Annotated in this window: 23 protein-coding genes and 3 tRNA genes; 18 read left to right on the top strand and 8 right to left on the bottom strand. The window is 34.9% G+C overall.

Features of this window, described 5'->3' with window-relative positions:
• Positions 1-168 precede the first annotated feature (168 nt).
• The 3 genes from LU301_RS04540 to ffh all read right to left on the bottom strand — a co-directional run bounded on the left by LU301_RS04540 (position 169) and on the right by ffh (position 3637).
• Positions 169-1182, bottom strand: a complete 1014-nt coding sequence (locus LU301_RS04540) for an SDR family NAD(P)-dependent oxidoreductase (RefSeq protein ID WP_305273112.1) — start codon at positions 1180-1182, stop codon at positions 169-171.
• A 119-nt stretch (positions 1183-1301) separates the two neighbouring features.
• Positions 1302-2153, bottom strand: a complete 852-nt coding sequence (locus LU301_RS04535; protein WP_305273109.1) for a metallophosphoesterase — start codon at positions 2151-2153, stop codon at positions 1302-1304.
• Positions 2154-2215: 62 nt separating this feature from the next.
• Positions 2216-3637 carry a signal recognition particle protein gene (ffh, locus tag LU301_RS04530; RefSeq protein WP_305273106.1) on the bottom strand — a complete coding sequence of 474 codons (1422 nt, stop codon included), beginning with the start codon at positions 3635-3637 and terminating at the stop codon, positions 2216-2218.
• Between the two features lie 289 nt (positions 3638-3926).
• Between ffh and LU301_RS04525 the strand changes: the two genes are divergently transcribed.
• On the top strand, positions 3927-4727 hold the full coding sequence (locus LU301_RS04525; protein WP_305273103.1) for a cytochrome C assembly family protein: 801 nt from the start codon (positions 3927-3929) through the stop codon (positions 4725-4727).
• A 155-nt stretch (positions 4728-4882) separates the two neighbouring features.
• Here the strand turns inward: LU301_RS04525 and LU301_RS04520 are convergent, their stop codons facing one another.
• The 3 genes from LU301_RS04520 to LU301_RS04510 form a co-directional block, all read right to left on the bottom strand.
• A complete protein-coding gene (locus tag LU301_RS04520) occupies positions 4883-5656 on the bottom strand; it encodes a lytic transglycosylase domain-containing protein (protein ID WP_305273958.1) in 774 nt (257 codons plus the stop codon).
• 94 nt (positions 5657-5750) lie between these two features.
• Positions 5751-6515 carry a tRNA threonylcarbamoyladenosine dehydratase gene (locus LU301_RS04515; protein ID WP_305273101.1) on the bottom strand — a complete coding sequence of 255 codons (765 nt, stop codon included), beginning with the start codon at positions 6513-6515 and terminating at the stop codon, positions 5751-5753.
• Between the two features lie 6 nt (positions 6516-6521).
• Entirely contained in the window at positions 6522-6986 is a 465-nt protein-coding gene (locus tag LU301_RS04510) for an acyl-CoA thioesterase (RefSeq protein WP_305273099.1), read from the bottom strand.
• Positions 6987-7173: 187 nt separating this feature from the next.
• Between LU301_RS04510 and hemP the strand changes: the two genes are divergently transcribed.
• The 6 genes from hemP to LU301_RS04480 all read left to right on the top strand — a co-directional run bounded on the left by hemP (position 7174) and on the right by LU301_RS04480 (position 12618).
• Complete coding sequence (hemP, locus tag LU301_RS04505) at positions 7174-7344, top strand: hemin uptake protein HemP (protein WP_305273096.1); 171 nt, start codon at positions 7174-7176, stop codon at positions 7342-7344.
• 133 nt (positions 7345-7477) lie between these two features.
• Positions 7478-9625, top strand: a complete 2148-nt coding sequence (locus LU301_RS04500; RefSeq protein WP_370692224.1) for a TonB-dependent siderophore receptor — start codon at positions 7478-7480, stop codon at positions 9623-9625.
• 179 nt (positions 9626-9804) lie between these two features.
• Positions 9805-10947 carry a homoserine O-succinyltransferase MetX gene (gene metX, locus LU301_RS04495; protein ID WP_305273093.1) on the top strand — a complete coding sequence of 381 codons (1143 nt, stop codon included), beginning with the start codon at positions 9805-9807 and terminating at the stop codon, positions 10945-10947.
• Positions 10948-11004: 57 nt separating this feature from the next.
• On the top strand, positions 11005-11601 hold the full coding sequence (gene metW / locus LU301_RS04490) for a methionine biosynthesis protein MetW (protein ID WP_305273091.1): 597 nt from the start codon (positions 11005-11007) through the stop codon (positions 11599-11601).
• A complete protein-coding gene (locus LU301_RS04485; RefSeq protein ID WP_305273088.1) occupies positions 11598-12191 on the top strand; it encodes a tetratricopeptide repeat protein in 594 nt (197 codons plus the stop codon). Before metW ends, LU301_RS04485 begins: the two co-directional genes overlap by 4 nt.
• 109 nt (positions 12192-12300) lie before the next feature.
• The gene (locus tag LU301_RS04480; protein WP_305273085.1) at positions 12301-12618 is read left to right on the top strand and encodes a hypothetical protein; all 318 of its coding nucleotides are present in this window, start codon (positions 12301-12303) and stop codon (positions 12616-12618) included.
• Positions 12619-12645: 27 nt separating this feature from the next.
• On the opposite strand, the gene hemA is transcribed toward LU301_RS04480, so the two are convergent.
• Complete coding sequence (gene hemA / locus LU301_RS04475; protein ID WP_305273954.1) at positions 12646-13947, bottom strand: glutamyl-tRNA reductase; 1302 nt, start codon at positions 13945-13947, stop codon at positions 12646-12648.
• Between the two features lie 155 nt (positions 13948-14102).
• On the opposite strand from hemA, the gene LU301_RS04470 reads away from it, so the two are divergent.
• The 11 genes from LU301_RS04470 (at position 14103) to panD (ending at position 20662) form a co-directional block, all read left to right on the top strand.
• Positions 14103-15800, top strand: coding sequence for a tetratricopeptide repeat protein (locus tag LU301_RS04470; protein ID WP_370692240.1), 1698 nt, complete (start codon positions 14103-14105; stop codon positions 15798-15800).
• 15 nt (positions 15801-15815) lie between these two features.
• Positions 15816-16394, top strand: coding sequence for a lipoprotein insertase outer membrane protein LolB (gene lolB / locus LU301_RS04465; RefSeq protein ID WP_305273083.1), 579 nt, complete (start codon positions 15816-15818; stop codon positions 16392-16394).
• Between the two features lie 19 nt (positions 16395-16413).
• Positions 16414-17268 (top strand): 4-(cytidine 5'-diphospho)-2-C-methyl-D-erythritol kinase, encoded by an 855-nt coding sequence (gene ispE, locus LU301_RS04460; RefSeq protein WP_305273080.1) that lies wholly within the window; start codon positions 16414-16416, stop codon positions 17266-17268.
• Positions 17267-17341, top strand: a tRNA-Gln gene (locus LU301_RS04455). Before ispE ends, LU301_RS04455 begins: the two co-directional genes overlap by 2 nt.
• 31 nt (positions 17342-17372) lie before the next feature.
• Positions 17373-17447: transfer RNA gene (locus LU301_RS04450), tRNA-Gln, on the top strand.
• Positions 17448-17524: 77 nt separating this feature from the next.
• Positions 17525-17980, top strand: coding sequence for a DUF6636 domain-containing protein (locus tag LU301_RS04445; protein WP_305273077.1), 456 nt, complete (start codon positions 17525-17527; stop codon positions 17978-17980).
• A gap of 177 nt (positions 17981-18157) precedes the next feature.
• Positions 18158-18232: transfer RNA gene (locus tag LU301_RS04440), tRNA-Gln, on the top strand.
• Positions 18233-18270: 38 nt separating this feature from the next.
• The gene (locus tag LU301_RS04435; protein ID WP_305273074.1) at positions 18271-19224 is read left to right on the top strand and encodes a ribose-phosphate pyrophosphokinase; all 954 of its coding nucleotides are present in this window, start codon (positions 18271-18273) and stop codon (positions 19222-19224) included.
• 131 nt (positions 19225-19355) lie between these two features.
• A complete protein-coding gene (gene rplY, locus LU301_RS04430; protein ID WP_305273072.1) occupies positions 19356-19652 on the top strand; it encodes a 50S ribosomal protein L25 in 297 nt (98 codons plus the stop codon).
• Between the two features lie 12 nt (positions 19653-19664).
• Positions 19665-20243, top strand: a complete 579-nt coding sequence (gene pth / locus LU301_RS04425; protein WP_305273950.1) for an aminoacyl-tRNA hydrolase — start codon at positions 19665-19667, stop codon at positions 20241-20243.
• A gap of 38 nt (positions 20244-20281) precedes the next feature.
• The gene (gene panD, locus LU301_RS04420) at positions 20282-20662 is read left to right on the top strand and encodes an aspartate 1-decarboxylase (protein ID WP_305273069.1); all 381 of its coding nucleotides are present in this window, start codon (positions 20282-20284) and stop codon (positions 20660-20662) included.
• A gap of 91 nt (positions 20663-20753) precedes the next feature.
• Here panD and LU301_RS04415 read toward each other — a convergent pair whose 3' ends face one another.
• Positions 20754-22151, bottom strand: coding sequence for a phosphate--AMP phosphotransferase (locus LU301_RS04415; RefSeq protein WP_305273067.1), 1398 nt, complete (start codon positions 22149-22151; stop codon positions 20754-20756).
• Positions 22152-22242 lie beyond the last annotated feature (91 nt).

Genomic DNA, 22242 nt, shown 5'->3' with positions numbered 1-22242 from the left:
CATAATTTCTGTGATATTATAGTCGTTTTGTAAACTTAAATAAATGATAACAATTCATTTTTTAAGTAGTTTAAGACAAAAGTTTAATGTTTTATTTCAAATGAAAACCGTAATGATTTTCTGAATTATTTTTATTCATCAATCACTACGGTTTATCTGATATATGCTTTATTGAAATTTTAAAATACCTTCATAAAAACGCCACTGGTCTTCCAACATTTGATGAAATGAACGAGTCGCACGCCATTGTAAAGTGCAATGTGCTTTAATATTCTTAGCACCAATTTGTAGTAAAGTATCACGATCAGGTGTTTTAATTTCTACCGTTGGAATTGGACGTTGTGTAATACGAGAAATTTCATTGACCACTTTGTGCATATGAATCGCTTCATAACCTGATACATTAAAACAATCATAACCTTGCTCACGGCGAGTGAGCCAAATAAGTGCTTTTACAACCGCATCACACGCATCCATCACATGTAAAAAATGTCGCTCCACTGTTCCTTCTGGATTTTCTGTGCCATAATGATGTAATTCTAAAGTTTCACGTTGTCGCCCTGCGACTTGCATAGCCAGTGAAATAATATTTTTAGGTAATGCTGGAATTAACTCGCCCAATAAACCATTTGGGTATGCACCTGCAATATTTGACATACGTAAAACTGCAATATTCCATTCAGGGTCGCTCAGATAAGCATCTTTAATAATTTGTTCAATCATTTGTAAAGAGCGTACATAAGGGTTTTGATGTTGTGTGTTAAATTCCATTTTTTCATCAAGCTCTGCTGATGATTGATTGTACACCATCAGACTTGAAATATGGACCAAATTACGCACATTAGCACGTTGCATAGCACGCAATAAACTCATGATACAATTTAAATTATCATTATAATATTCTAAAGGTTTTTGTTTTGACTCACTTACCGATTTAAAACCTGCACAATGTACTACTGCTTGAATTGGATATTGCTCAAATACTTTATTTAATGCAGGTGTATTACGTACATCTAATTTAATAAATGGCACATACATTTGCGTAATATATTCTAATCGTTCTAAAACTTGAATATTAGTATTGGATAAATTATCAACCAATAAAATTGGCTGACCTTGAGCCATAAGTTGTAATGCAAGATGTGAACCGATATAGCCTAAGCCACCTGTAATTAAAATCATTTGTATTTACCTTCTGTTATTGTCATGATTAAAACTATAATAACTCAAACAAGACTTAATTGCCATGTAAAATATCAGTTCCTATACAAAAATCATGATTATACCCACATCACTCAACCCTATGATTTAGCGTTTAATTCAATAAAAATAATTTCAGGGCGATTAAAAATACGTGGAATATAGCGTGTTGATTCTCTTGCTAATCCACGACTAACAATAAACTTTTTCTGCCCAAATACATATTCTCCACCTGCATATTGTGGTAAAAAACCTTGATTAGGTGCAAATATACCATTAATTAATTTAGGAATACGCCATTGTCCGCCATGTGCATGACCAGCAAACATCATATCAAACGGATATTGTAAATAATCGTGAATATGTTCAGGACGATGGCTTAATAAAATATTAAAATTTGTCGTTTGTGCTTGCTGTCCAACTTGCTTTAATTGTTGTGCAAATTCCCCACTCACAGGGTCTGCTACACCATAAACCATAATATTCGTTTGTGGAATATTCGCTCCTATGCCATGCAAAATATGAATCCCATAATCACGAATTTTTTGTTCAACTTGTAAATAATCGTGCTTTGGCATCCATAATTCATGATTGCCATTGACATAATACACTTGATTTTTGGCTTTTAATTGTTTAAATTGACTTAATAAAATATCAGTATTATCTTGACTTAACACATCATCATAAATATCGCCACCCAATAAAATAATATCTGGTTGCTCAGCTTTTAAAATATCCATAATTTCATGCTGATTTTCACCATAAAAACAACTGTGTAAATCTGTAATCAATGCTATTTTTAATGATGATTGTTGCATTTTAAGCTGAGGAAAATCATTTTTTTGATAATGATGATGTTGAATTTTAATACGTTCACTTGTGGCAAATAGATAAAAAACAATCAATAATATAAGCGTAACCACACTGATAATAATTTTCTTGGATTTTTGCATTAATCACTTCCATTTAAAAAAGGATAAATGAATTCATCACTTATCCTTTTTTATAAACCGACTTATTTCTGTTCATTATTTTGGTTTGGATTACCAAATAATGGTCCCATACTTTGCCCTGCACCAGAGAAACGTTTTTGTAAATCGCCTAAAGAACGTAACATTTTGCTAATACCTGCAGGATTTGATAATTTTTTCATCATCTTCGCCATTTGCTCATGCTGTTTCAACAATTTATTGACTTCAGATACTTCCATACCACAGCCTTTAGCAATACGTTTTTTACGGCTATTGTTGATAATATCTGGATTACGGCGTTCTTTAATTGTCATCGAATAAATAATCGCTTTCATCTTACCAATTTGCTTTTCTGGATTTGCTTGCTCTACTGCTTCACGCATACCTGCACTAGACATACCAGGGATTTTATCTAATAAACCCATCATACCGCCCATACGGTTCATTTGGTCAAACTGCATCAGCATATCTTCTAACGTGAAAGAACCGCCTTTTTGCAATTTTTTCGCCATTTTTTCGGCATTTTCTTTATCGATTTTACGTTCTACTTCTTCTACTAAAGATAAAACGTCCCCCATACCTAAAATACGTTGTGCCACACGCTCAGGGTGGAATGGTTCTAAGGCATCAAGTTTTTCCCCCATACCCAAGAATTTAATTGGCTTACCTGTAATCGCACGCACAGATAATGCAGCACCACCACGTGCATCACCATCCGTTTTAGTTAAAATTACACCTGTTAATGGTAAAGCATCATTGAAGGCTTTAGCTGTATTCGCAGCATCTTGACCTGTCATTGAGTCTACAACAAATAATGTTTCTGTTGGCTGAATTGCAGCATGAACTGCTTTAATTTCATCCATCATGTCTTCATCGACGTGTAAACGACCTGCTGTATCGACAATTAACACATCTGCAAATTGGATTTTTGCTTTTTCAATCGCACGCAATGCAATATCAACAGGTTTTTCATTGACATCAGACTCAATAAAAGTCGCACCCACTTCACCTGCAACCGTTTGTAACTGCTTAATCGCCGCTGGACGATAAACGTCTGCAGATACCATCGCTACTTTTTTCTTTTGGCGTTCTTTCAAGAAAGCGGCTAATTTTGCAGCAGTAGTCGTTTTACCTGCACCTTGTAAACCTGCTAATAAAATAATCACAGGTGGTTTAGCATTTAAATCTAAACTTTCATTTGCCTCACCCATCATTTTGGTGAGTTCATCATAAACAATTTTTACAAAAGCTTGTGCGGGTGAAAGTTGCGTTAAAACCTCTTGTCCTAATGCTTCTTCTTTTACTTTGGCAATAAAATCACGAGCTACAGGTAAAGCAACATCGGCTTCTAATAAAGCCATTCGTACTTCACGTAGTGTGTCTTTAATATTATCTTCTGTCAGCTGACCTGAGCCAGTAATATTTTTTAAACTCGATGAGAGTCGTTCTGTTAAAGTATCAAACATGGTAAAATCCAATTACAATAATATAGGTCAATTCGCCATATCATCATGTGATATCTAACTTACAAGTCATGTTAGACTTATCACACAAAATTAATGACAACATTGACCTTGTTGTCTATATGCTATTATTTTAAAAGATATTGAGCCATTAAAGTAAAAAATCTATCGAGTTTGTTCAAAAAACAATCTAAAAAACAATTTTTTTCTCATTTTTTGCTAAATTGTTCGCTAAAATAAGGTAAATTATACACCAAATCTAAATCATAAACTTATTTAGGCTTATAAAATAATGTTTGACTTTATCTATACCATACTTGCTCTTACAGCTTACGCCGCTGCGTTTTGGTATTTATTTATTCATTTGATGGCAAAAACACAACCCAATTTATGGTTGTTAGGTCTGTTATTTAGTTTAGGTTTAGGTTTGCATGGTACATTACTCTATCAACATATGCTCACGCCTGCAGGTATTAATTATGATATTTCAAATGTCATTTCATTTACATCAGCATTAATGCTGTTATTGAGTATAGGTTTTAGTTGCTATCGTCCTGTTTTAGCTCTCAATTTACTAGGTATCCCTGTTGCGATGTTTGGTTTAGTGATTGGAGCAAGTTTTAGCCCTCCCACACAACTCATTCAACAACAATCTTTTGGTTTAGACATTCATATTATTTTATCTCTTTCCGCCTATGCCGTTTTATTAATGGCAACCATTCACGCCCTATTAATGTGGATACAAAACCGAGAACTCAAGAAAAAACAAAAACGTTTATGGGTCAATCTCTTACCTTCTGTACAAACGATGGAACGTTTATTATTTGATTTAATTATCACAGGTTTTGCTACGCTTACTTTGGCTTTGGCAGTTGGTCTATTAACTGTTGAAGATATTTTAGGACAACACGTTGCACATAAAACATTCTTTAGTATTGTTTCATGGATTGTTTATGGTACTTTACTTATCGGACATTACTATTGGGGCTGGCGTGGTAAAAAAGCTATTCACTTTACTATTATTGGTTTTGCACTATTAGCTTTAGGTTTTATTGGCAGTAAATTTGTTTTAGAAATGATTCTAGGAAGATAAAACAAAATACTTGAATAAGACTTGAATTCGGTTTATTCACTCACATCTTAAAATAAGATAAGCAATAATAACCGAATTCACATTAAACAATATCAAAAGAATTTTAAAATTTCTACCTATCAATTTAAGTTGAGACTGGCATTTAGTCTCATACCTTACGGTTGCCGATCTGTAAAATGACCTTCTGCTAAAGTAATAATTTTAACAGGTGGTTTTGGTGGCACATTAGTAAAAGTATTATTTGTATAAGAAATTTGTGATGTTTGACCTACATTACTACTTTGGCTATAACTCACTTGTGTTACTCCACCATTACTACTACCACCTAAGCCACCTGCATACAAGTTATTATAACGACTCATCACACGGCGTACATAATCCTGTGTTTCACGAAATGGTGGAATACCGCCATATTTATCCACATTACCCGGCCCCGCATTATACGCTGCAATCGCTTTCGTCCAATTGCCATTATAACGTCGCATCATTTGACTAATATACTTTGCCCCACCCATAATATTTTGGTAAGGATCCCAAGCATTTGCTACATTTAAACCACGAGCCGTTGCAGGCATTAATTGCATTAAACCTTGAGCTCCAACAGGTGAGCGAGCATTGGGATTAAAACCAGATTCGGTATGCATAATGGCTTTAATTAATCCTTCAGGTACACCATATTGTTGTGCTGCTTGACGAATAATTGCATCATAAGCATTTCTATTACGGCTATAACTTGGCAAAACGGACGCTTCAGTTTTACCCCAGTTATTATAGCTATGAATATTACTTTCAGGATAATGCGTAACCTGAATAGCTTTTGCCCCCGCGACTTTTTTATTGGTCAAAAGCGTTGTACCGTTGGTTTCATAAATATACATCGTCCCTGCAAACGCAGTTGATGATAGCAACATCGCAGGCACTAACATCATTTTTTGTAATTTTGAATTTAAAAAAATATGTTTCATAGCAATTTTAACATTAAAATGTGGATAACTCTGAGTATAACAAATTTTGCGACAGAGTTCACTTTCTTTTTTGTAGTTTTTTCAAAGTTTCCGCCACAGCAAACATGGCAAAGGTTGATGTAACCGCTACCGCTGAGCCATATCCCCCACAATGTAAACCTGAAGCAGCACAACTATTTTCTGCTAATTTAGGCTGTTCTTGAGAATAAATACAGGTTAAGCCAAATTTTTCTTTGACATTTTTACAAATACCTTTACGACGTAATTGATTGCGTAATTTTGCTAACATGGGGTCTTGCTCCGTTCGTGCCAAATCAGCTACACGGATTTGACTTGGGTCATATTTCCCGCCTGCCCCACCAGATACAATAAGCGGAATTTTATGAAAACGACAATATAGAATTAACGCTAATTTTGCTTTCACATCATCAATACAATCCAATATCACATCTGGTTTATTTGCTAATAATGTCTCGACATTATCCGCCGATAAAAAATCATCAACCAAATGTAATTGAATATTTGGATTAATTTCTAAACAACGTTGTGCCATCACTGCAATTTTTTCTTGTCCCAAAGTTGAAGTTAAAGCAGGTAACTGACGATTGATATTTGAACTCGCTAAAACATCCATATCTATCAATGTTAAACAACCCACACCTGAACGAGCTAATGCTTCTACTGCCCAACTACCAACACCACCAACACCAATCACCATCACATGAGCAGACTGAAACTTGCGAAATGCCGATTCACCATAAATTTTTTTAACACCTGCAAAACGGCGTTGTACATCATCTTGTTCTAAGTTTTCTATATTCATTTTATATCACATTAAGTCAGTATAGCGTTGTTGAAAGTCATAAGGATTAATATCATCAGACAATGGCTGATAAGCTTGTGTAAAGGTAGGCGACATACGTTTGGCTCTACCTGTTTTTAATTCCACACACGCCCATTTAGTTTCCCCCATAAAATAAACATCATGATTTTCAGGGTCAAAAAATACATAGCGGCGTAATGAATACAAAGCATTAATATCTGCTAGCCATGTGCGTAACATCACTTTTTGTCCAAGTAATAAAGGTTTACGATAATGTGCATGATGTTCCACAGCAACCATCGCATGATTTAATTGTTGATATTCAGCTAAACCTAAGCCCAAATATTCACTATGTGCCAAAGCAATATCTTGCATCCAAGCAATATAGCACACATTATTGACATGACCTAACACATCAATATGTTCTACTTTGACTTCACAACATTGTTCAAAAATAGCAGATTTTGCCATAACAACCCAATTTAATATTATTCATCTTGGCTATTCTATCTTATTTTGATAGCGATAAAAATTAAATCGAATAAATATTGAACAAATAAATCATTTTGATATAAAATTTCGATAATCAATATTGACGAATAAATCAATAATCATTATCATTTATATATCGAAATTAATCTCATTATTGGAGAGAATTATGAACGCACCATTTAGCCTATTCAATCGCCCTGTTGAGCAAACTCAATCTTTGCCAATGTTGCATTCAAATAATTTATTTGCATTAGGACGTGAAATTCGCATTTTACACGCGGGTGAAGAATATCGTTTACGCCTTACACGAAATAATCGTTTGATTTTAACCAAATAAAATGGTTTAAGATGATGAGTTTACAACTCCAACTCATCATCTATTTTTCAGAATAGAACATTGTAAAAAGCCTAGCCGAACAGCAAGGCTTTTTGTTGATGTTGAACATTCAAATTTTAATAGGTATATTCTTATGCAATCCATTACTCTTAAATCACGATTTAAATTATTAGCAATCGTTTTAGCTTGCAAAATTGCTTTTATGACAAATGCTTATGCAACTGAAACACCTGTACAGCAATTAGAAACCATTGAAGTTACTGCAATAAATGACGAAACATCGGAACAAAGCAAAAATTATGTGGTTAAGAATAATAATGCCAGTAAACTCAACATTCAAGCTAAAGAAACACCACAAACCATTAACGTCATGAGCCATCAACAAATGCAGGATTTTGGTTTACATAATATCCGTGATGTTTTAGCAAATACTGCAGGAGTAACAGCAAGCAATTTAGAAACTGAACGTACTGTCTATATGGCACGTGGCTTTGAAATTTCCAATATCAATAAAGACGGAATTGGTTATCCTGAAACCAGTTATAATTACCATGAAGATAATACGGATACTTTTTTCTACGACCGTGTAGAAGTCGTCAAAGGAGCAGATGCATTAAATAATGCGTTTGGCGATCCAAGTGCTACAGTGAATTTTATTCGTAAACGTCCAACCACAGAATTAAAAACGCAAGCAAATCTAACAGTTGGCTCGTGGGATAATCAACGTTATGAGCTTGATTTATCAAGTAAACTTATAGCCAATGGTAAGTTACGTGGACGCATCATGGGCTATCAAAGTAATGGAAAATCCTATCTTGACCGTTATCAACTTGAAAAAAATGGTCTATCTGCAATTATCGATGCTGATTTAACGGATAACACACTTTTAACCGTTGGTGTATCGCAAACTAAAAATAAACCTAATGCTAATAATTGGGGAGCAAATCCTCTCATCAATAGTGTAGGACAACAAATTCATCATCAACGTGGCTATAATTATGCACCAAGTTGGACGTATTGGGATAAAGAAAATCAGAATTCTTTTATCAGTTTAGAACAAAAATTTGGAAAAGATTGGAAACTCAATGCACATTATGAACAAAACAAAATAGATAACACCTCAAAATTATTATATTTATCAGGCACTGTCAATGCTGATAACACATCTGGTTTATGGCTTTATCCAAGCCATTTTAATGATAATCAAAAACAAAAGCAATTTGCTTTAACTTTACATGGTCGTATTCCATTATTTAATCGTCATCATGAATTATCATTAGGCTATCGTCATGCCCACAAAAAAGTATTCCAACAAAGTTATAATGGAACATTAGCAAATCATATGACAACTGATTTAGCCAGTTGGACACCTGTAGAACCAATTTGGGCGACAACATCATCAAGTGGTGCAGATTATCAACAACGTTTTAACTCATTATTTTTGGCGAGTCGTTGGCATTTAACTGATGATTTAAAAATGTTAGTAGGGGCAAATTATGTTAAAGCAAAAAGTACAGGCCTAAGTTATGGAGCAGATCAATCCTATAATGAAAATAAAGTATCACCCTATTTTGGCTTGACGTATAATTTTACTCCTGCATATACCGCTTATGCAAGTTATACCTCAATTTTTCGTCCACAAACAGGCACAGATACAACCACTGGTAAAGTGATTAAACCGATAGAAGGTAAAAGTTATGAAATGGGTGTCAAAAGTACTTGGTTCGATGAGCGTTTAACAGGAACATTTGCTCTATTCCGTACTGAAGAAAATAATTATCCACTGCGTGATGGCGATAGTGCAAATCCATTAAACCAATTGGTTAAAGCAACAAATTTACGCTCACAAGGCGTTGAAATAGGTTTGACAGGACAAATCAATGATTATTTAACAACATCATTTGGCTACACACATTTCGACATGAAAGATTTAAAAAATGGCGGGGATGCTCGCACATACACCCCACATCAAAGCCTACATTTAAGCGGAACTTATACTATTCCTGCTTTACCACAATTAAAAGTAGGTGCAAGTTACAAATGGTATGATAAAACCTATCTCAATGTGGCAGCAAGTACAGGACAAAATGCAGGTACTATTCGTCAAAAAGCCTATGGTATTTTGGATTTAATGGCAAATTATGAGCTCAATAAATATATGAGTTTTCAACTCAATGTCAATAATCTAACTAATACGGAATATTTACATGAGTTTCCCAATAAACATGGTATGAAAGGTAGCCCAACTCATTATAATGCAACCATTCGTTTTAAATATTAATCCATGATGTCAGTAAAAATCGCAAGCCAGTATTGCGATTTTTGCTTTTAAACAAAATGTAAACTATATCAATAAATAAAATTAAATCCCCTATTCATCTTGTGCAATATGCTTTGCCCCTTGCAATTTTATGTTATAATCCAAATATATCATGCAAATAGCAGAATTAAGGTATAAAAATGTCATTTTCACCTAAAGATTCAGTTGGTATTGTTAAACCACAAAAGTTTAGTTTTGAAGAACCACTTACCTTAGAATGTGGTCGCACCTTACCACGTTTTGATTTAATGGTGGAAACTTATGGTACTCTCAATGCTGATAAATCCAATGCCATTTTAATTTGCCATGCTTTGTCTGGACATCATCATGCAGCAGGTTATCATAGTGAAGATGATAGTAAAGCAGGTTGGTGGGATAGCTGTATCGGTCCAAACAAAGCCATTGATACCAATCATTTTTTTGTCGTTGCCTTCAATAATATTGGTGGTTGTCATGGCTCGACTGGTCCAACTTCACCTAATCCTGAAAATGATAATCGTCCTTATGGTCCTGATTTTCCATTAGTTACTGTACGAGATTGGGTTAAAACCCAAGCCATGCTCTCTGACCGCTTAGGTATTGATGTATGGCACGCTGTGGTCGGTGGTTCATTAGGCGGAATGCAAGCAATACAATGGTCGGTAGATTATCCAACACGTTTAAAAAATTGTGTGGTTATCGCATCTGCTCCCAAATTATCCGCCCAAAATATTGCTTTTAATGAAGTGGCTCGTCAATCGATTTTATCTGACCCTGATTTTTATGATGGTCGTTATTTAGAACATGATAGCTATCCTAAACGTGGCTTAATTTTGGCTCGCATGGTTGGACATATTACGTATCTATCTGAAGAAGCCATGAAACAAAAATTTGGTCGTGATTTAAAATCAGGCAAATTTATGTATGGTTTTGATGTTGAATTTCAAGTTGAGAGTTATTTACGTTATCAAGGTGAGCAATTTAGCCGTAATTTTGATGCCAATACTTATTTGATTGTAACCAAAGCTCTCGATTATTTTGACCCAGCCCGTGAATATGACGGCTCGCTAGAAAAAGCAATGGCTCAAACCCAATGCCGTTTTTTAGTAATTTCATTTACGACAGATTGGCGTTTTGCTCCAAGTCGCTCACAAGAAATTGTTGATGCATTAATCAGTCATCAAAAGCCTGTAAGCTATTTAGATATTAATGCAGAACAAGGACATGATTCCTTTTTATTCCCTATTCCACTCTATGTCAAAACATTGCGTGCATTTTTAAATCAACCTATAAATACCGCTTGACTAAGTTTAGGATAAAAAGTAAATCATATTTTGTAACAAAAAAAGTAGTGTAATTGTATGAGAATTGACCAACAAATTGCAGAAAAATGGATACAACCACGCTCTCGTGTGTTAGACTTAGGGTGTGGAGATGGTACATTTCTTGCACAAATGCAACAAAAATACCAAGTACACGGCTATGGCTTAGAAATCGACCAAGAGAAAATTGCGGTCGCTATCAGTCGTGGACTAAATATTATCCAACAAGATTTAAATTTAGGCTTAAGTCGTTTTACTGATCAATCTTTTGACACCATCATTATGGCTCAAGCCTTACAAGCCGTAGATGCACCAGATGTATTATTACGTGACATGGTGCGTGTTGGCAAGCAAGCTATTATTACGTTTCCAAATTTTGCACATTGGAAAACACGTTCCTTTTTAGCTTTAAAAGGTATGATGCCTGTTTCTGAAGCATTACCTTATATGTGGTATAACACACCCAATATTCATTTATGCACATTTCGTGATTTTGAAGCCTTATGTGCTGAAAATGGCATCAAAATTTTAAACAGACTCGCTGTTAATGGGAATCAGCAAGACAATATGTTAAGCAAATATATTCCTAATTTATTTGGTGAAGTCGCAATTTATCATGTGAGTAAACTATCATGAACAAATTCTTACGCCATAGCTTAATTTTAAGTTTAGGTTTAACGAGCGTTATCGCCCATGCTGATTATACACAGCCAGCAACAAATAGCTATCAACAAGTGGCTCAATTCTCAACTATGGATTTGCAAAATTTGATTAAGGCTGCTCAAGCAGGTAATGCAACTGCACAATTCTATTTAGGTACACGTTATCAACGTGGTTTAGGTATTGAACGCAGTGCAACTCAAGCATTTAAATGGTTTAAAGCGGCTGCTGATCAAGGTTTATCATCTGCACAATTAAATGTAGGTCGTATGTATGCTGATGGTATTGGCGTAAAAAAAGATGAAACTTTAGCACGCAAATATTTTGAAAAAGCGGCAAGTCGTGGTGATAACCGTGCCAGCTACAATTTAGCAGTGATGGAAGAGAAAAAGCAAAACTATATGGGTGCTTACCAATGGTATGAGCTTTCTAGCCGTGATGGTATGTTAGATAATAAAGTCATCGGTCTATCTGAAAGTAAAAAATTAGCTTTAGCTGCTAATTTATCGCAAGAGCAAATCCGCACAGCACGTGATAATGCTGACCGTTGGATTCAAGCACAATAATTAAGACACAAATGGGGCGATAAACTTATTCTTCCCTTTTGTACAAAAAGCACTTTAGCTGATAAAGTGCTTTTTATCTATCATAAAATACAAACTACAGGAATAAACAATGAACATCAAAACCATCAATCTTTTAGGTAATCTTATTTTAATCATAACATTTGTATTAGGTGCATTACATCTTTCTTGGTTAATGATTTTAGCTTGTACAGTCGCTTTAACTATTATCCGTATTTTGTATATTAAAGCAGAACAAAAACTTAATATCAATCATGAAAATAATCAGACCACTACACCACAAAACCCTGCAATGGGAACACCTATGGTACGTACTGTTGCAAGTTTTATCACAGCAAGTTTAATGACCAGTATTATTTTTGCGATTGGTTATGGCGTGCGTTATGCAGTGAATTTAATGATTGCTTAATATGAAATAAACAACACAAATATCAACTTAATTTTGTTGATATTTGATTTTTGTTTCTCGCCCATGTGTTAATATATCACTCATCTCTTGCTCTATCCATTGATAAATTTCTGGATTATCTTGTTGAGCAGATTGACGTAATAATTTAGATGTTGGGTGCAATAATTTATGACTTAAACGATAAGCAAATTGTTGTAGTACTTGTTCGATTGATTCACCTTGCTGTACTTGTGCTAAAGCAGTTGCAAGCTCCATATCTGCCATACGTTGCCCATACTGACGATATTGATAAATAATATCTCCTGCTTGATGTGCTTTTTGTTGTGTAATAAATTGTGTCGCTAAATGATTCACCATAAATTCAGCTTCTACCGCAGCTTGACGGCGTTGTGCTAAATTCTCATCAATCACACCTTGTAAGTCATCAATACCATATAAATACACTTCATCAAGTTGCTCAATTTCGGCATCGATATCACGTGGTACAGCCAAATCAACCAATAACATTGGCTGATAACGGCGTTGTTTTAAAGCTGACTTAATATCATCATAAAAAATAACAGGTTGTAAACTTCCTGTACAACTTGAAATCACATCAGCACGATGTAAATGTTGTTTTAAATCAGCAAAATCAATCACCTCTACATCTATCCTTTGACGTAATTCACTTGCCAATAGCTCAGCTCTCTCACGTGTACGATTACAAATAATCATGTGTTTAACTTGCATTTGAGCCAAATGGCGAGCCACTAAACTGTTCATTTCTCCAGCGGCGACAATTAATATGGTTAAATCTTGTGCTTGATGAAAAACTTGTAAGGCTAATTGGGCAACGGCATACCCCATTGAAATTGCATGGGCTCCGATTTCTGTTTCTGAACGCACTTTTTTCGCTGCAAAAAATGCATATTCAAAAATACGATTTAACTCTTTTGATACTGTCCCTGCTTCTTTAGAGTAATTTAACGCATTTTTCACTTGCCCTAAAATTTGTGGTTCGCCTAACATCAATGAATCTAAACCACTCGCTACACGCATTAAATGCGTTACTGCTTGTGCATTTTCATGATAATATATATGTTTCTTTAGCTCATCTAAAGCCAAAGCATTTACTTGAGCAAACCATGCTAAAATATCTTTAATATTAGACGTGATAGCATAGATTTCTGTGCGGTTACATGTAGAAACCACCACCAAATCATTTAAAATCGGTTGATTTGCCTGTTGTGATAAGACCATTATTAAGCGTTCGGCATTAAATGCGACCTTTTCTCGCAATTCAACTGACGCAGAATGATGGTTAACACCTAAAACAAAGAAAGACTTCATCATTTATAGTTCATAAAAGTGCAAAAATATGATACAGTTTACATACTGTACTCATCGTTTAACTCGGTGCTAAAAAATTGCGTTACATTCATCATTTTCGTGAGAGCCACGAATTAAAACTGCCTTATTCTACCACACTCTTGCTATTAGCGAGTATGTTATTTAGTTCAAATATTTGGGCTAATAGTGCAAATTTATCAAAAAATCACACGAATACAACGCAAACTAGCCAAAAGCAAGCCAAAATAACGCAAAAAAATGCTTTAGAATTAGCATTTATCGGTGAATTTCATGCCCAAAATGGTGATTTAACATCAGCAGTTGATGCCTATACACCTTTAGCACTTTATACACCATCAACCAGTGCCAAACGTCGTGCCTTAGAATTAAGCCTTGAAGATCATCAATTAGACATTGCCTTTATTGTTGCGGATACTTGGGTCAAACAAGAACCCAAAGATGTCCCAGCGTTATTTTATCTAGCCCATACAACGCTTAAAACGCATCGTTATACACGTTTTGCACAAGTTTTAGAAAATATTTTACAAATTGATAAAAACGCCAATCTCGACCAGATTTTAACGGGGATTTTGCCTGAAAATCAGCAAGACCGTTTAGAACTACTAGAAACTTTAAAACAGATTAAATATTCTAATAATCCATCATTATTGGTGCTAATTGCAACCCTACAAGCACAAGAGCAACAATTTAATGAAGCATTAATCAATGTCAATAAAGCCTTGCGTAAACGTCCTAAAACAACCAGTTTTATTCTGCTTAAAGCAAACTTACTGATTGCGATGGAGCATTATGATGAAGCATTGAAATGGCTGAAGAAATCTAATAATCGTTATAAACGTAATCCTGATATTCGCCTAGCAGAAATACAGCTTTTAATTGAGAAAAATCAAGAAGATGTCGCATTACAACGTATTGAAAATGCTTTAAAATATAATCCTAATGCAGATGATATTTTATTTTTAGCGAGCTTAACTAATATTGACCATCAACGTTATCAAAAAGCCGAACAATATTTATTAAAAATTCAACAATCTGAACGCTATCACAATGATGCAAATTATTATTTAGGCATTAATGCGGAGCGTCAAAAACATCTTGAAGATGCATTAATTTATTATCGTCAAGTTGATGGTAATTTATACATGGCATCACGACAAGCAATGATTAAAATCTATCAACAGCTCAATCAAGTTGATGAAGCGATTCGTTTTTTAACCCAAGAGCGGGTAAATTATCCATCTCATGCTAGCTTTTTGTATCAAGCACAAGCAGACTTATTACAACAAGTAGGACGTAAACAACAAGCTTTACAATTATTACAAGAAGCAAGTCAAGATTTAGCCGAAGACCCAGATTTACTTTATGCTCAAGTGCTATTACTCAACCCATATCAAGAGCAAAAACGCTTAGACCAAGTGCTTAATCAACTACTTCTGCTTGAGCCTAATAATCCAAATTATTTAAATGCTTATGCCTACACACTTGCTTTACAAAACCGTGATTTAAAACGTGCAAGAACATTTGCTGAAAATGCACTCGCACAAGACCCAACCCAACCTTCATTTCTGGATACTTTAGGTTATATTGCCTTTTTACAAAATGATTTTAAAACCGCAATTCAAAGTTTATCACAAGCTTATGAATATGCACCAAGTGCAAGTATTGGTACTAAATATGCTCATGCACTCTATATGCATGGCAACTTAGATAAGTTTACACAACTAGTACAACAGCTTAAACAAAAGTATCCTGATAATGAACAAATTCTACAGCTTGATATGTTAATTTTACCTGACCATCATCAGTCAGAAAGTTCAAATTCTAAATCATAATCGTTAGAGAGTATTATGTCATTTTCATTAAACAGCTATGCCAAACTTACATTTATTAGTCTTAGTTTAAGTTTAACTGCCTGTCAAACTTTACAACCTATTCAACCAACTATTCATAGTCAGGAACAAGTCGAAAATTTTGCTATTCAAGGTAAAATTGGCATTCGTACACCTGAACAAACCAATAGTGCATTTTATACTTGGATACAGCAAAATGAACAGTATAGCATTGAATTATCAGGTATTTTAGGTATTGGTTTAACCCAAATTAATGGTGATGCACAACAAGTTAGTCTAACTAATGCCCAAGTCGGCACCATTACTGCACCTACCGCAGAAGAATTACTTAAACAAGCAACTGGTTGGATTGCTCCTATTAGTAATTTAAAGTTTTGGATTCAAGCTCAAGCACGCCATGCATCTGCTCAAGTACAATATGATACACAACAACGCCCAACAATTATTGTAGAAGATGACTGGCAAGTAGAATTAGATTATAATGATTTAAACACTAAACCTTATCGCTTAATTTTAACTCAAACCATTGAAAATAATAAACAAAATCGTATTACAATGATTATTCAAAATCGTTAATTTTTATCAAGGATAGCTTATGTTATATTCAACTCCAACTATCAAAGTTCAATCTCCTGCAAAAATTAATTTATTTTTACATATTGTAGGCAGACGTGAAAATGGTTATCATAATCTACAAAGCATATTTCAACTGATTGATTTATATGATGATATAACTTTTATACCAACCCAGCATGATGACATTCATATCATTGGTGATTATGGTATTATCCAACAAGATAATTTAATTTATAAAGCAAGCCAACTGTTAAAACCACACGCTCAACAAATTTGTGGGGTAGATATTATTTTAGATAAAAAAATTCCTATGGGTGCAGGTCTTGGCGGTGGCTCATCAAATGCGGCGAGTACGCTGATTGTTCTTAATCAGTTATGGCAATGCCATTTAACACAACAACAACTCGCAGACTATGCCCTACAATTAGGAGCCGATGTACCTTTTTTTATCTATGGGCAAAATGCGTGGGTTGAAGGTATAGGCGAAGATATTCAACCGATTGAATTGGCTGAAAGCGATTATATTTTACTCAAACCAGACTGTTTTATCAGCACTCAACAGCTTTTTTTACAAAAATCATTGACAAGAGATAGTAAAATCTCTATATTTAGCGACTATCAAAATCAACCATCTCAATTTGGTAATAATTTTCAGCCTATTGCACAAAAATTATATCCTGAAGTTGATGAAGCATTACAATTTCTTAATCAATTTGGTCAAGCTAAATTGACAGGTACAGGAAGTTGTTGTTTTGTTGAAATTGATAAAAAATTAGTTGATGTTGAGCAAATTTTACAACAAGCACCATGTAAGGCTTATTTAGTCAAAAGTTTACAACAATCACCATTAATTAATTTTAAACTACCAATTTAGGGGCGTCGCCAAGTGGTAAGGCAGCGGGTTTTGATCCCGCCATCCGTTGGTTCGAATCCAGCCGCCCCTGCCATCTATTTTAAATAGATAAAATCCTTCTTAATAGGGGTGTCGCCAAGTGGTAAGGCAGCGGGTTTTGATCCCGCCATCCGTTGGTTCGAATCCAGCCACCCCTGCCATCATTTCCATACGCTTTTATTGAATTTACAATCATTTTAACTTATACTCAATCTTTATCAATAAATTAGGCTAAGTTATGAAAAAATTATTGCTTATTTGCAGTCTATTATCATGTGCTTTATCAGTGCATGCAAATGACTATTCTGACGGCTATTTTGCTAAAACTTTTAAATCTCCAAGTGGTAATATCGTTTGTATGGGAGATAGTTTAGATGATGAAATATCTGAGCTAAGACAAGGTGTTAGCTGTTTTATTTTCAACCACCAAAATATCATTAAACCTACTAAAGATGAGCAGGAATGCCCTTTAGATTGGACAACAGGTTACACGCTAGAGCGTACAGGTAAAGGGAAATATGAAGGTGTCTGTCATGGTGATATTTTTTGGAATTATAATGCCAAAGCATTAAATTACGGTCAAAGTATCAAAGGTAATGGTTGGCAATGTAACAGTAAAACCACAGGTATCACTTGTACAAATACATCTGGCTCGGGTTTTCATATTAATAAGAAATCACAGAAAGTTTGGTAATCATTATTCATTACTTTAAGTTTGATTTTAATCGCATCAATAATTTATAAATTAATTCAAACATAAGTGATTGATTATAATGTGATTTTATTAAAAACTGAATTTCAAACCATTTTTAAATATATTTTTCGATATTGACAAAATTTTATGAATTCTCTATAATTTATCTCAATTTTTAGGGGCGTCGCCAAGTGGTAAGGCAGCGGGTTTTGATCCCGCCATCCGTTGGTTCGAATCCAGCCGCCCCTGCCATATTTCCATTATTTTAAGCTAACCGCCAGTGGTGCTTCATGCCCAATCTTGTTGTTTTTAGTGGAACAGCTAATCCACAATTCGTTGAAAAAGTCGTAGAACACTTACATATTCCTTTAGGTGCTGCATCTGTTAGTCGCTTTTCCGATGGTGAAATTGCCGTTGAAATTAGTGAAAATGTACGTGGTAAAGATGTCTTTATTGTTCAATCTACCTGTGCCCCAACCAATGATAACCTAATGGAAATCTTGGTCATGGCTGATGCTTTACGTCGTGCCAGTGCAGGTCGCATTACCGCAGTGATTCCTTATTTTGGTTATGCTCGTCAAGACCGCCGTCCACGTTCCGCTCGTGTACCAATTACCGCAAAAGTTGTTGCAGATATGCTAACAACCGTTGGTATAGACCGTGTGGTTATGATTGACTTACACGCAGACCAAATTCAAGGTTTCTTCGATATTCCTGTTGATAATATTTATGGTACACCAGTATTACTTGCCGATTTACGCCAACAATCACATGATAATTTAATGGTTGTTTCTCCAGATGTCGGTGGTGTGGTGCGTGCTCGTGCTGTAGCTAAACAATTAGGTGATATTGATCTCGCAATTATTGATAAACGCCGTCAAAAAGCCAATGAATCTCAAGTCATGCACTTGATTGGTGATGTAAAAGACCGTGATTGTGTCATTGTAGATGATATGGTTGATACTGCTGGTACATTATGTAAAGCTGCTGATGCTCTAAAACAATTTGGTGCAAGACGTGTTGTTGCTTATGCAACTCATCCAGTGTTATCAGGTAAAGCATTAGACAATCTTAAAAATTCTGTCATTGATGAGTTAGTGGTAACCGATACTATTCCATTATCTGAAGAAGCAAAAGCATTAGGTAAAATTCGTCAAGTTTCTGTATCAAGTATGGTTGCTGAAACAATTCGCCGTATCAATAACGAAGAATCAATTAGTGCCATGTTCGACAGTTACTTGTAAATAACAATTTTTTTATCATTTTTATGATAAATGTTGTATGATACGCTCACTTTAAGTGAGTGTATCTCATGTAGAGTTAAACTGGTCGCAAGTTTAACTTTTAATTTTAAATCTATATAGGAACTAACCTTATGTCACACTATGTATTAAACGCTACTTTGCGTACTGCTGAACAACAAGGGAAAGGTGCGAGCCGCCGCCTTCGCCGTGAAGCATTAATTCCAGCTATCATCTATGGTGGTAACAAAGAACCTGTTGCAATCACTTTAGAATATCGTGAAATCATCAAGTTATTGGAAGATAACAACTTCTTCACTGCTAATACAACAATTAAATTTGATGGTCAAGAAGAAACTGTTGTAATTAAAGCATTACAACGTCATCCTTCAACTAACCGTCCTATGCACGCTGACTTTATTCGTGCTTAATCACTTATTTGTATAATGTCTATTGTACTTATTGTAGGTTTGGGCAATCCCGGTGCGGAATATGCCCAAACTAGGCATAATGCAGGCTTTTGGTTTGTTGAACAACTTGCCAAAAGCTATAATATTAGCTTAAAAAATGATAATAAATTTAATGCTTATATAGGACGTGGTAACATTGAAGGTCATGATGTGCGTTTATTATTGCCACAAACTTTTATGAACCGTTCTGGTCAAAGTGTTGCTCCTTTTTGTAAGTTTTATCAAATTAATCCTTCTTCCTTACTTATTGCTCATGATGAACTTGATATGAATGCAGGTATCATTCGCCTAAAAACAGGTGGCGGTCATGGTGGGCATAATGGCTTACGAGATATTGTTCCTCATATTGGTGCTGATTTCCATCGTTTACGTATTGGTATTGGACACCCCGGTCATAAAGATAAAGTCTCAGGTCATGTACTAGGTAAAGCACCATCAGCTGAACAAAAACTGATTGATGATGCGATTGACTTCGCCACTACAAAAATTAAATTATTGGTTGATGGTCAAATTAACCAAGCTATGAATCAAATCAATGCTTATAAGCCTTAATATCTTATACTCTTCCCTATCTCTATTGGAGACATACTATGCTTTCTCGTTTATTAAAATGTAAAATCCATCGTGCCATTGTAACACACGCTGAACTACATTATGAAGGTTCTTGTGCTATTGACGGTACATTGATGGACTTAGCAGGTATTCGTGAATATGAAGAAATTCATGTATGGAATGTAACCAACGGAAAACGTTTTACCACTTACGCAATTCGTGGTGAAGACAATTCAGGAATTATTTCTGTGAATGGTGGTGCAGCTCATCAAGCAGATGTAGGTGATATTGTGATTATTGCTACTTTTGGTGATTTTACTGAACAAGAAGCAAACCAACACAAACCACGTTTAGTTTATGCAAATCCTGATAATACAGTGAACCATACAGCAAACTGTATTCCTGTACAAGTGGCTTAATTTTCTATTACTTTATTTCAGAAATATTAAAAAATCTACTTCTACCATATTTAAGATATTTTGATGGTAGAAGTAAATCTACAATATAAAACTAGCTTAAATGCTGAATAATCACATTTAACACCCGAATCCGTGCATCATATTTATCATCCGTTGCAACAACGTTCCATGTCGCAGATGGATGTTCAGTATAATGCAACATATCCGCACAAGCTTGTAAATAATCCTGCCATTTAGCACGATTTCGCCAATCTTCAGGCGTAATTTTAAAACGTTTATGTGGCGTTTGCTCACGTTGTTCAAAACGGTGTAACTGCTCTTTATCACTAATTGCCAACCAAATTTTTATCACAACCGTTTGATGACAAACTAATTGTGTTTCAAATTGATTAATTTCATGATAAGCATTTTGCCATTGTGTATCATTAATCAAATGTTCAATACGTTCAACAAGTACACGTCCATACCATGAACGGTCAAAAATTTGAATTTTACGCCCCTTTTCTAATCTTGTCCAAAAACGCCATAGATAAGGACGGCGTAACTCATACGGCTCGGGAGCAGCAATGCTATGAATATCATATTCTCGTGGGTCGAGTTTACGCACGATACGCTTAATTGCACCACCTTTACCAGCAGCATCCATGCCTTCAAGTACAATCACTATTTTACGATGTTCTTGACGTAATAATTGAGCAACTTTTTTACTGAGCTGTTTAATGATTTGTTTTTTCTGTTCAACAGAAAACTGTGTATCACTCTGTAGAATATCAGTGAATATTTGAGGAATTGCTTGTGCTTGATAAGTTTGACATGGCACAATAACTAAAGGTTGTTGTAAAACCTGTAAAATATTTTCAGCAAAAATTTGATCACATTGTTGATGTTTACCATCAATCATTAACCAATCCGAAGCTAAGGCTTTTTTAAGTTTTTTCAAGGCTTTATATTGTGTTTTACAACGCCAATCTATCCCATACAAATAATGTAATAATTGTCCACTTTCATCAAGCTTACTCAGACGTTTTTGTAAATCTTTCCATGATAAATCAAACCAAATTTTAACGACATGTGTATGATTTTGCATTAAATAATGCTCAAATTCAGCAATTTGTTGTGCATAATGATGAAAATCATGTTGGCTAAATGCATATTCAGGATTTAAAGCTGTAGCAAATAAATCATTATACCAAGCCCCAAACATCACTGTAATTTGACCTGTCGCAGGTAAATCTGGCGTATAACGTAACCATATCGGTTGATGATTTTCAATAAAGTGGGGAGCATGACTTTTCACACGCAAATAACGTGGGTCAAGCCATTCTCGTAATTGACGTACTGCTCGCCCTTTCCCTGCTGTTTCGATACCGCTGATGATAATTAATAAACTTTTTTGTTGTCCTTGTTGCTGTTGTCTTAAACGTAACTGTGCTTCAATTAAAGCTAAAGAAAGTTGATTAACATCAGTATAATTTAATACAGTATCCATGTCTAATCCCACTATAAACGATTTTAAAATCGTAAGGGCGAAAAATTTCCGCCCCTACATTGATAATTTTCACTCTGTTTTTTGAATAAGA

The sequence above is a fragment of the Moraxella sp. ZY210820 genome, assembly GCF_030674635.1.
Classification (GTDB): Bacteria; Pseudomonadota; Gammaproteobacteria; order Pseudomonadales; family Moraxellaceae; genus Acinetobacter.
Note: the sequence above shows the minus strand (reverse complement) of the source record. Positions and strands in the feature narration are given on the sequence as shown.

Coding starts and splice junctions, on each gene's coding strand:
- LU301_RS04540 (WP_305273112.1), bottom strand. CDS start 1,182: ATGATTTTAATTACAGGTGGCTTAGGCTATATCGGTTCACATCTTGCA.
- rplY (WP_305273072.1), top strand. CDS start 19,356: ATGTCACACTATGTATTAAACGCTACTTTGCGTACTGCTGAACAACAA.
- LU301_RS04470 (WP_370692240.1), top strand. CDS start 14,103: ATGTTATTTAGTTCAAATATTTGGGCTAATAGTGCAAATTTATCAAAA.
- lolB (WP_305273083.1), top strand. CDS start 15,816: ATGTCATTTTCATTAAACAGCTATGCCAAACTTACATTTATTAGTCTT.
- LU301_RS04500 (WP_370692224.1), top strand. CDS start 7,478: ATGCAATCCATTACTCTTAAATCACGATTTAAATTATTAGCAATCGTT.
- LU301_RS04515 (WP_305273101.1), bottom strand. CDS start 6,515: ATGAATATAGAAAACTTAGAACAAGATGATGTACAACGCCGTTTTGCA.
- LU301_RS04485 (WP_305273088.1), top strand. CDS start 11,598: ATGAACAAATTCTTACGCCATAGCTTAATTTTAAGTTTAGGTTTAACG.
- ispE (WP_305273080.1), top strand. CDS start 16,414: ATGTTATATTCAACTCCAACTATCAAAGTTCAATCTCCTGCAAAAATT.
- metW (WP_305273091.1), top strand. CDS start 11,005: ATGAGAATTGACCAACAAATTGCAGAAAAATGGATACAACCACGCTCT.
- panD (WP_305273069.1), top strand. CDS start 20,282: ATGCTTTCTCGTTTATTAAAATGTAAAATCCATCGTGCCATTGTAACA.
- ffh (WP_305273106.1), bottom strand. CDS start 3,637: ATGTTTGATACTTTAACAGAACGACTCTCATCGAGTTTAAAAAATATT.
- hemA (WP_305273954.1), bottom strand. CDS start 13,947: ATGAAGTCTTTCTTTGTTTTAGGTGTTAACCATCATTCTGCGTCAGTT.
- LU301_RS04510 (WP_305273099.1), bottom strand. CDS start 6,986: ATGGCAAAATCTGCTATTTTTGAACAATGTTGTGAAGTCAAAGTAGAA.
- LU301_RS04445 (WP_305273077.1), top strand. CDS start 17,525: ATGAAAAAATTATTGCTTATTTGCAGTCTATTATCATGTGCTTTATCA.
- LU301_RS04520 (WP_305273958.1), bottom strand. CDS start 5,656: ATGATGTTAGTGCCTGCGATGTTGCTATCATCAACTGCGTTTGCAGGG.
- LU301_RS04525 (WP_305273103.1), top strand. CDS start 3,927: ATGTTTGACTTTATCTATACCATACTTGCTCTTACAGCTTACGCCGCT.
- LU301_RS04435 (WP_305273074.1), top strand. CDS start 18,271: ATGCCCAATCTTGTTGTTTTTAGTGGAACAGCTAATCCACAATTCGTT.
- LU301_RS04535 (WP_305273109.1), bottom strand. CDS start 2,153: ATGCAAAAATCCAAGAAAATTATTATCAGTGTGGTTACGCTTATATTA.
- metX (WP_305273093.1), top strand. CDS start 9,805: ATGTCATTTTCACCTAAAGATTCAGTTGGTATTGTTAAACCACAAAAG.
- LU301_RS04415 (WP_305273067.1), bottom strand. CDS start 22,151: ATGGATACTGTATTAAATTATACTGATGTTAATCAACTTTCTTTAGCT.
- LU301_RS04480 (WP_305273085.1), top strand. CDS start 12,301: ATGAACATCAAAACCATCAATCTTTTAGGTAATCTTATTTTAATCATA.
- hemP (WP_305273096.1), top strand. CDS start 7,174: ATGAACGCACCATTTAGCCTATTCAATCGCCCTGTTGAGCAAACTCAA.